Below are 7,255 nucleotides of genomic sequence, written 5' to 3'. Positions count from 1 at the left end.
CCCCCACCAGCAGCTGCCCCGGTGCACCCCGGCCAGCTCGGAAACGTCCAGGACCCCGGCCATGGCGTGCAGCAGCGTGGATTTGCCCGCGCCGCTGGTCCCAGCAGCAGCACCCGCTGCCGGCCGGAATCTCCAGATCCAGGGCGTGCAGGGCCGCTTGCTGCCGGTCGGCGTGCTTCCAGCCGAACCCGCGCGCGCTCACGGACAGGGCACCGGATTCCAGCTGGGGCAGCGCGGCGGGGTTCGTGATGCCGGCGGTCATTGCTTCGCCCGCCCAAAGATCGGTTCACGGTTCGCCCTGCGGCTGGGCAGCGCCGAAAGCGCCCCGGTGGCCGCCAGCGCGCGGGTGGCGAAGTAGGACAGGATGCCGGCAATCACCAGGCCGGAGAGGCTCATCGCCGCCACGTGGAAAAGCTTCATGCCCGCGGTGTATTCCGCGTAGTAGGCCATCAGGTAGGCCTCGCTTAGCGCACCGAACAGTCCGGCGCCCAACCCCGCCAGCATCGCCGCCCCAAGGTTCCACACCCGGTAGCGGAAGAGCGCGAACACCACCTCGCGCCCAGGCCCTGGACAATGCCGGAAACCAGCACGGTGATGCCCCACTGCGAGCCCAGCAGCGCGGAGATCACCGCGGCCAGCAGTTCACAGTACAGAGCGGCGCCTGGCTTGCGGATGATCAGGCCCCGAGCACTGCCGGAAAGAGCCACATCCCGGCCACGAAGGCGCTGGCCGGCGGGAAGGCCACAAAGGCCAGGGAAATGAAGCCGTAACCGGCGTTCCATCCCCAGAACACCACGCCCGAAGCCACGGCGATCACCGAGGCGACGACGATGTCGGCGACCTTCCACGAGCTGCTGGCCCGCAACGGTGTTGTTGTCACTTAAATATCCTCCTGAATCAGGAGGGGAGCATGTATGCGAACCGGGGCGCGTCCCCGGGGGCATACCTGAGATTCTCGACTTCCTTCGCCGGTACTAGCCGGGGCAGGTTCGAGGGTCTGCGATCTATCGCACTCTCAGCGTCTTTTACCCTTACACCTGCCGTGACGCACCTAGCGGCACGCAGCGCTGGTATGACGCTCCCCTGTCGGTTTATGTCTGCGTTGCCACCATACCCCAGGATGCCGGTCGGGCAGAACCCGGACCGGCGACCGGTTTAGGGCGGACGTCATATTGCTCTTGCTCCCGCCGTCAGGCGCCGCCTAGCGGGAGCGGGTGAACACCGGTTCCCGGTGGGCCCGGCGGCTGGGCAGGGAGGCCAAGGCACCGGTGTTGGCCAGCATGCGGGTGAGGAAAAACGAGCAGATCCCGGCGATCAGCAACCCGGAGACGCTCATCGCCGCCACATGGAACAGCTTCATCCCGGCGGTGTAGTGCACGAAGTGGGCGGTGATGTAGCACCGTTGAGGGCGCTGAGGAAGCCGGAGCAGAAACCGGCCAGCATGGCGGCGGACAGGTTCCACACCCGGTAGCGCAAGAGCGCGAACACCAGCTCGGCACCCAGCCCCTGCAGCAGCCCGGAGACCAGCACCGTCAGTCCCAGTGGGTGCCCAGCAGGGCCTCGATGATGGCGGCCAGCAGTTCGCAGTACAGTGCCGCACCGGGCTTGCGAATGATCAGCGCCCCGAGGACCGCGGGGAACAGCCACATGCCCGAGAGCAGCGCGCTGGCCGGCGGGAACGCGGCGAAGGCCAGCGTCACGAAACCGTAACTGGCGCTCCACGCCCAGAACACCACGCCCGAAGCCACGGCGATGACCGAGGCGATCACGATGTCCGCGACCTTCCATGAGGTGCCGCCGGTTCGCTTGGTTGTTGCCATTTTCTTCCATCCTCCTGGTTCAGGAGGGGAGCACATGCGGATGCGCAGGGAGCTGTCCCTGCCGCACATCTGAGATTCTCGACTTCCTTCGCCGGTACTAGCCGGAGCAGGTTCGAGGGTCTGCGATCTATCGCACTCTCAGCGTCTTCCACCGGTCCCGGCCACCGGCGTTTGCTGCGCGGTGAGCCTCGGGGACGGTATGACGCTCCCCTGTCGTTTCTTGTCAGCAGATTGCCGCGGCGATCCGTGGATCACCCGATGCCATGTCTGCGATGCCACCATAGCTCAGGATATGCTTTCGATAGAAAGAGAAGTCCCCATGCGAACAGGAGCGCGAAGAATGAAACCAATGATGAAGCTGCTCGCCACCGGCATTTCCCTGGGAGCCGGGTTTGTCGGCAGCAAGCTGGTGGACCGCCTGTGGAAGGGATTCACCGGCAATGACGCCCCGCGCCACGGCCAGGAAGCCGAAGCCGAAGCCTCGATGCGCCAAGCCCTGGCGTTCGCCGTCTTCTCCTCCGTGGTGGCCGCGATCATCCAGGTCCTCACCGACCGCGGCACCCGCAAGGCGTTGGCCAAGCTGAACAAGTAGTTCCCCGGCGTTTGCGCGTGGGCAGGCAGTGCCTCGAAGCACCGTGATGCGGTGCTCCGGGGCCCTTGTTCGCGGTGCCGGCAGTGGCGCTAGTCCTTGTTCTGGCGGCTGGCGTTCTCCACCACGGTGCGCAGTTCGTCGCTGTACAGCGTTTCGCGCTTCACGTGCTTGGTGCGGTATCCGGAACGGCCAATCATGTGCGCGGAGACCGGTGCGGTCAGCAGCTGCACGCCCCAAGCCAGGGCGAGCACCGGCACCACCTGCCAGGAGCGCAGGTGGATGGCCAACCCGATGAACAGCAGCAGGAAGCCAAGCACCTGCGGCTTGGTGGCAGCATGCATCCGGGTGAGCAGGTCGGGGAAGGTCAACAGGCCTATGCCGGCGATCAACGACATCAGCGAGCCGACGATCATGCAGCCGGCGGCCACAATTTCCAGGAACTGATCCATCACGCATTCCTCTGGTCGGAAACGAACCGGGAGACTGTGACCGAGCTGATGAAGCCGATGGCGCAGGCGATCACCACGAACAGGATGTGGTTGGTGTGCCGGTTCAGGTACATTTCCAGGCACAGGGCGGCGGAGATGATCAGCAGCATCACATCCAGGGCCAGCACCCGGTCCAGGATGGAGGTCCGCGGGCGACCCGGATCAGGCAGGCCACCGCACCCACCGAGAGCAGCACTCCGCTGATTCCCACGATGATGTAGCTCAACGCTTTGCCTCCTTGGCCTTCTGGCGGGCGCGCTGGGCGATGTCCTTGCGCACCTGCTTGACGTACTCGTACTCGTCGTGGCTGCCGATGGCCATGATCACCCGCCGTTCGATTTCATGGATCTTCGCCCGGGAGCGGGCGACCTTGATGGCGTTGGAGGCGTTGAGGTAATGCAGGTACAGGGTGGAGCTGCGCCGGTCCACCTCCACCACGAACGATCCGGGGATCAGGGTCAGCACGTGCCCGACCGTGGTGACGATCAGGTCCGAGTCGGTGTGCAGGCGCACCGCGATGATGGAGCTGCGGGTCTTCTGGCGCCGGAAAAGCGCCAGGTAGGAAACCTCCAGGCTGGCCGCCACCACCTGCATGATAAACCAGCCCAGCAGCAGGAAGCAGTACCACGGTTGATGCGCCCCGACAGACGCACCGGGGCAGCGGGAACAGGGCGACCAGCAGCAGGGACAGCAGCGCCCCCACGATTAGGTTCCGGGGGTGAAGTCCTGCCACAGCGCGCCCCAGACCAGGGTCATGAACAGCAGCAGCGGCCACTCCTGGCGCAGTGTGGCGCGGTTGCGCTGGCCCGAGGCCTCATCCAGCGCGTCGGCGATGCGCTGGTCGCGTGGCTCGTCAATACGTTTTGACATGTGTCCTTCCCCTTTAGCCTGGCGGCAGAACCGCGGTGATGTAGGGGCCCGGCTCAGCAGCTCGGCGGCCACCCGCTGACAGAAGGCAAAGAGCGGTCCGGCGAACACGGTCAACGCCACCCCGGCGGCGACCAGGGCCCCGGTGGAGTAGCGCATCCCCCAGGGCAGGAACTTCGCCTCCATCTGCCGGGCGAGCCTGGCCCCCAGGATCGGCCCTGATTGCCCGAGGACTGGATCAGTTCGGTCATCTCCTTGGACTGGTCCACCAGGGACGCCTGCGGGTCCTCCGCCTCGGCAGCCCGGCGCCAGAAGGCGCGGGCCCAGACGCGGATGATGGCCAGCAGGGTCAGCAGGCTGGTCAGCAGCCCGGCGGCGATCACCACCCAGTTCAGTGCCCCGCCCTGTTCGGTCGCGGCGTGCAGCAGCCCGAACTTGCCCAGGAACCCTGAGAACGGCGGGATGCCGCCCAGGTTGATGGCCGGGATGAAGAACAGCACCGCCAAGGCCGGGGAAAGTCGGGCCAGGGATCCCAGTTCGGTGATGTTCGCGGTGCCGGCTCGCCGTTCAATCAGCCCGGCGACCATGAACAGGGAGGTCTGCACGATGATGTGGTGGCCCACGTAGTAGATCGTGGCGGCAATCGCGGTTTCGGTGCCGACCGCGATCCCGAAGATCAGGTAGCCGATGTGGCTGGTCAGCGTGAAGGAGAGCATGCGCTTGAAGTCCGACTGGGCCAGCGCACCGAAGATACCGATCACCATGGTCAGCGCCGAGACCACCAGCAGCACCGAGTTCACTTCCCCACCCGGAAACAGCAGCGTCTCGGTGCGCACGATCGCGTACACGCCCACCTTGGTCAAAAGTCCGGCGAACACGGCGGTCACCGGGGCCGGGGCGGTCGGGTAGGAGTCCGGCAGCCACAGCGAGAGCGGGAACACGGCGGCCTTGATGCCAAAGGCGATCAGCAGGAAGCTGTGCAGGATCAGCTTTGTCCCCGAATCCAGGTCGGCCAGCTTCAGCGCCAGGTCCCCCATGTTCACCGTGCCGGTAGCCGCATAGATCAACGCGATCGCGGTCAGGAACAGCACCGAGGAGACCACGGAGACCACCACATAGGTGATGCCCGAGCGGATCCGTTCGGCGGTGCCGCCCAGGGTGAGCAGCACATAGCTGGCGGTGAGGAAGATTTCGAAGCCCACATAGAGGTTGAACAAGTCCGCGGCCATGAACGCGTTGGACACCCCGGCCAGCAGGATCAGGTAGGCCGGGTGGAAAATCGAGACCGGACCGTGCTCATCCCCGTCGGCCATCCCCTGACTGGTGGCGAACAACAGCACCGCCAGGGACACCACGGTGGAGACCAGCAGCATGAACGCGCTGAATCCGTCCACCACCAGGCTATGCCGGTGGGGGTGTCCCACCCGGCGATGGTGATCGCGTAGGTCTGCCCGTTCCAGGTGGCCGCCAGCATCCCGACCTCCAGCAGCAGCGTGGTGCACAGTACCCCGATGGTGATGATCCGCTGCCAGCGCACCTTGCGCCGGGCCAGGAAGGTCGCGCCGGCGCCGAGGATCGGCAGGATGACCGCCAGCGGGGCCAGGGACATGAGCTGCTGCATCTATTCCTCCCCCTCGCGGATCGGTCGGCCTTCCTCATCGACGAATTCGGTGGTGTCTTCCTCCACGGGAGCGTCCTCTTCTTCGTCGTAGGCACTGGCCTGGGAGACGCGGATATCTTCCTCATCGTCCCGCACGGTATCGGCGTTGGTCAGCGACCAGGACCGGTAGATCAGCGCGAGCAGGAACGCGGTCACCGCGAAGGTGATGACAATGGCGGTCAGGATCAGCGCCTGCGGCAGCGGATCCGAGTACTCATCGGCCGGCAGGTCCGGCTGGAACAGCGGGGCCTTGCCCATCCTCCCGCCAGCGGTGAGGATCAGCAGGTTCACCGCGTTGCCCAGCACCACGATGCCCAGCAGCACCCGGGTCAGGGTGCGTTCCAGCACCAGGTAGTAGCCCACCGCCAACAGCACGCCGGTGATGACCAGGAAGGTGATGTTCACACTCACCGGCCCACCCCCGTCTCGTAGCTGGCCACCACATCATGGCGGGCCACCGGGGAGCGGCCCTCGGAAAGCTGGTCGATTTCGCTGCCCAGGGATCGCAGCACGTCCTGCACCAGGCCGAGCACCACCAGATACACTCCAATGTCGAAGAAGGTTGAGGTCACGAACTTGTGTTCGCCAAACAGCGGAAGGCTGAACTGCCAGACGTAGGTGCTGAACACCGGGTCCCCCGCCAGCAGCGGAATGATGCCGGAGCAGGCCGCCACGGCCAGCCCGCCACCGATGAGGATGTTCGGGGAGACGCGCATCGATTCGGCCAGCTCCACCCGCCCGCCGGCCAGGTAGCGGATGGTCAACGCCAGCCCGGCCAGCAGTCCGCCGGCGAAACCGCCGCCGGGGTTGTTGTGCCCGGTGATCAAGGTGAACACGCTCAACAGCAGGATCGAATGGAAGATCAGGCGGGTGACCACTTCAAAGACGATGGAGCGGCGTTCGGCGACCAGCGTGTGCCCGGCGATCAGCCAGTCCTCATTGTCCGAGGTGGCGAACTTGCGGGCCAGATCCAGGCGGGCCTGGCCGAATTCGCCGGTGGACATGGCCTCCGAACCGTGGTCGATGGAACCGCTTTCCACCTCGCGGGCACGCAGCCGGCGACGGGAGGGCACCGCCACGAAGATCAGTGAGGCCACCCCGGTGGCCGCGGCGGCCAGCACGGTGATTTCCCCGAAGGTATCCCACACGCGCAGGTCCACCAGGGTCACGTTGACAATGTTTGAGCCGTAGCCTCGTGGTAGGCCAGGTCCGGGAAGGCCAGCGAGATCGGCGCCTCCTGGCGCGCTGCCATCATTCCGATGGCAACATATACGGTCATCAGCGCCAGGGCGGTGGCCAGGACGGCCCGTCCCAGCTTGATCCGGGAGATGCCCACCCACAGCCGCTTGGGCAGGGCGCGCAGGGCCAGCACGAACGCGACCAGCACAATGGTCTCCACCAGCAGCTGGGTCAGCGCCAGGTCCGGTGCGCCCTGCAGCGCGAAGATGGCGACCATGCCAAAACCGGTCACCGAGACCATCAGCACCGCCATGAAACGCTTCGAGGCGCGGATCGCCGCGATCGCCCCGACGATCATGATGGCGCCGATGACGATCTGGGCGGGATGGTCGGCAATCACCCACTGATCGGGCCATGGGGTGGGCACGGTCAGGGCGATGCTCAGCGGAACCACCATCGCCACGGCCAGGATCACGCCCAGGTAGAAGGAGAGCGAACCACGCTGGGTCCGCCCGGTCACCCAGATCGCCAGTTCGTCGGTGAGGTTCACGATGCCGCGGTAGGCTTCCTCCGCGGCCGGCAGCCGCCGGTGCAGCCGGGCCGAATAATCCGCCCGCGCCCGTCCCACGAACAGCAGCACACCGCCGAG

At 66.0% G+C, this 7,255-nt stretch carries 11 protein-coding genes, 3 pseudogenes and 2 riboswitches; of the genes and pseudogenes, 1 reads left to right on the top strand and 13 read right to left on the bottom strand.

What is annotated here, in order from left to right; genetic code table 11:
• From JCM19049_RS06185 to JCM19049_RS06175, 4 genes and pseudogenes are all read right to left on the bottom strand, one after another.
• On the bottom strand, nucleotides 1–262 hold a 262-nt coding region (locus JCM19049_RS06185; RefSeq protein WP_279402582.1), incomplete at its 3' end, for a hypothetical protein.
• Nucleotides 259–793: pseudogene (locus JCM19049_RS23210) on the bottom strand (ECF transporter S component). The gene JCM19049_RS06185 and the pseudogene JCM19049_RS23210, both read right to left, overlap by 4 nt.
• Before the next feature lie 150 nt (nucleotides 794–943).
• Nucleotides 944–1,095, bottom strand: a riboswitch (TPP riboswitch).
• A gap of 106 nt (nucleotides 1,096–1,201) precedes the next feature.
• Nucleotides 1,202–1,378 carry a hypothetical protein gene (locus JCM19049_RS22330; protein WP_306420713.1) on the bottom strand — a complete coding sequence of 59 codons (177 nt, stop codon included), beginning with the start codon at nucleotides 1,376–1,378 and terminating at the stop codon, nucleotides 1,202–1,204.
• Nucleotides 1,357–1,820, bottom strand: a pseudogene (locus JCM19049_RS06175) (ECF transporter S component). Before JCM19049_RS06175 ends, JCM19049_RS22330 begins: the two are co-directional and overlap by 22 nt.
• A gap of 66 nt (nucleotides 1,821–1,886) precedes the next feature.
• Nucleotides 1,887–2,042: riboswitch (TPP riboswitch) on the bottom strand.
• A gap of 118 nt (nucleotides 2,043–2,160) precedes the next feature.
• Here JCM19049_RS06175 and JCM19049_RS06170 point away from each other — a divergent pair.
• On the top strand, nucleotides 2,161–2,412 hold the full coding sequence (locus JCM19049_RS06170; RefSeq protein WP_054821138.1) for a DUF4235 domain-containing protein: 252 nt from the start codon (nucleotides 2,161–2,163) through the stop codon (nucleotides 2,410–2,412).
• Between the two features lie 89 nt (nucleotides 2,413–2,501).
• Here the strand turns inward: JCM19049_RS06170 and mnhG are convergent, their stop codons facing one another.
• The 9 genes and pseudogenes from mnhG to JCM19049_RS06135 form a co-directional block, all read right to left on the bottom strand.
• Nucleotides 2,502–2,861: a monovalent cation/H(+) antiporter subunit G gene (gene mnhG, locus JCM19049_RS06165; RefSeq protein WP_054821139.1), complete on the bottom strand. Its 360-nt coding sequence runs from the start codon at nucleotides 2,859–2,861 to the stop codon at nucleotides 2,502–2,504.
• The gene (locus JCM19049_RS18965; RefSeq protein ID WP_279402581.1) at nucleotides 2,861–3,028 is read right to left on the bottom strand and encodes a monovalent cation/H+ antiporter complex subunit F; all 168 of its coding nucleotides are present in this window, start codon (nucleotides 3,026–3,028) and stop codon (nucleotides 2,861–2,863) included. Before JCM19049_RS18965 ends, mnhG begins: the two co-directional genes overlap by 1 nt.
• 94 nt (nucleotides 3,029–3,122) lie before the next feature.
• A pseudogene (locus JCM19049_RS18960) lies at nucleotides 3,123–3,524 on the bottom strand (Na+/H+ antiporter subunit E); the annotation flags it as partial.
• Nucleotides 3,525–3,605: 81 nt separating this feature from the next.
• Nucleotides 3,606–3,953: a hypothetical protein gene (locus JCM19049_RS18955; RefSeq protein ID WP_279402580.1), complete on the bottom strand. Its 348-nt coding sequence runs from the start codon at nucleotides 3,951–3,953 to the stop codon at nucleotides 3,606–3,608.
• On the bottom strand, nucleotides 3,881–5,140 hold the full coding sequence (locus JCM19049_RS06150) for a Na+/H+ antiporter subunit D (protein ID WP_374700244.1): 1,260 nt from the start codon (nucleotides 5,138–5,140) through the stop codon (nucleotides 3,881–3,883). Before JCM19049_RS06150 ends, JCM19049_RS18955 begins: the two co-directional genes overlap by 73 nt.
• The gene (locus JCM19049_RS23205; RefSeq protein WP_374700243.1) at nucleotides 5,026–5,388 is read right to left on the bottom strand and encodes a hypothetical protein; all 363 of its coding nucleotides are present in this window, start codon (nucleotides 5,386–5,388) and stop codon (nucleotides 5,026–5,028) included. Before JCM19049_RS23205 ends, JCM19049_RS06150 begins: the two co-directional genes overlap by 115 nt.
• A complete protein-coding gene (locus tag JCM19049_RS06145; protein WP_054821137.1) occupies nucleotides 5,389–5,838 on the bottom strand; it encodes a Na(+)/H(+) antiporter subunit C in 450 nt (149 codons plus the stop codon).
• Nucleotides 5,835–6,596 (bottom strand): MnhB domain-containing protein, encoded by a 762-nt coding sequence (locus JCM19049_RS06140; protein ID WP_054821136.1) that lies wholly within the window; start codon nucleotides 6,594–6,596, stop codon nucleotides 5,835–5,837. Before JCM19049_RS06140 ends, JCM19049_RS06145 begins: the two co-directional genes overlap by 4 nt.
• Nucleotides 6,593–7,255 (bottom strand): hydrogenase subunit MbhD domain-containing protein (locus JCM19049_RS06135; protein ID WP_279402579.1); only part of this gene is annotated, 663 nt, incomplete at its 5' end. The genes JCM19049_RS06140 and JCM19049_RS06135, both read right to left, overlap by 4 nt.

The organism is Arthrobacter sp. JCM 19049, assembly GCF_001310435.1.
The sequence above is the reverse complement of the archived record's forward strand: the minus strand, read 5'-3'. Positions and strand labels throughout refer to the sequence as shown.

Bases quoted from the DNA above. Each gene is read 5' to 3' on its own strand.
- JCM19049_RS06170 (WP_054821138.1), top strand. From the start codon at position 2,161: ATGAAACCAATGATGAAGCTGCTCGCCACCGGCATTTCCCTGGGAGCC.
- mnhG (WP_054821139.1), bottom strand. From the start codon at position 2,861: ATGGATCAGTTCCTGGAAATTGTGGCCGCCGGCTGCATGATCGTCGGC.
- JCM19049_RS18955 (WP_279402580.1), bottom strand. From the start codon at position 3,953: ATGGAGGCGAAGTTCCTGCCCTGGGGGATGCGCTACTCCACCGGGGCC.
- JCM19049_RS06150 (WP_374700244.1), bottom strand. From the start codon at position 5,140: ATGCTGCTGGTCTCCACCGTGGTGTCCCTGGCGGTGCTGTTGTTCGCC.
- JCM19049_RS23205 (WP_374700243.1), bottom strand. From the start codon at position 5,388: ATGCAGCAGCTCATGTCCCTGGCCCCGCTGGCGGTCATCCTGCCGATC.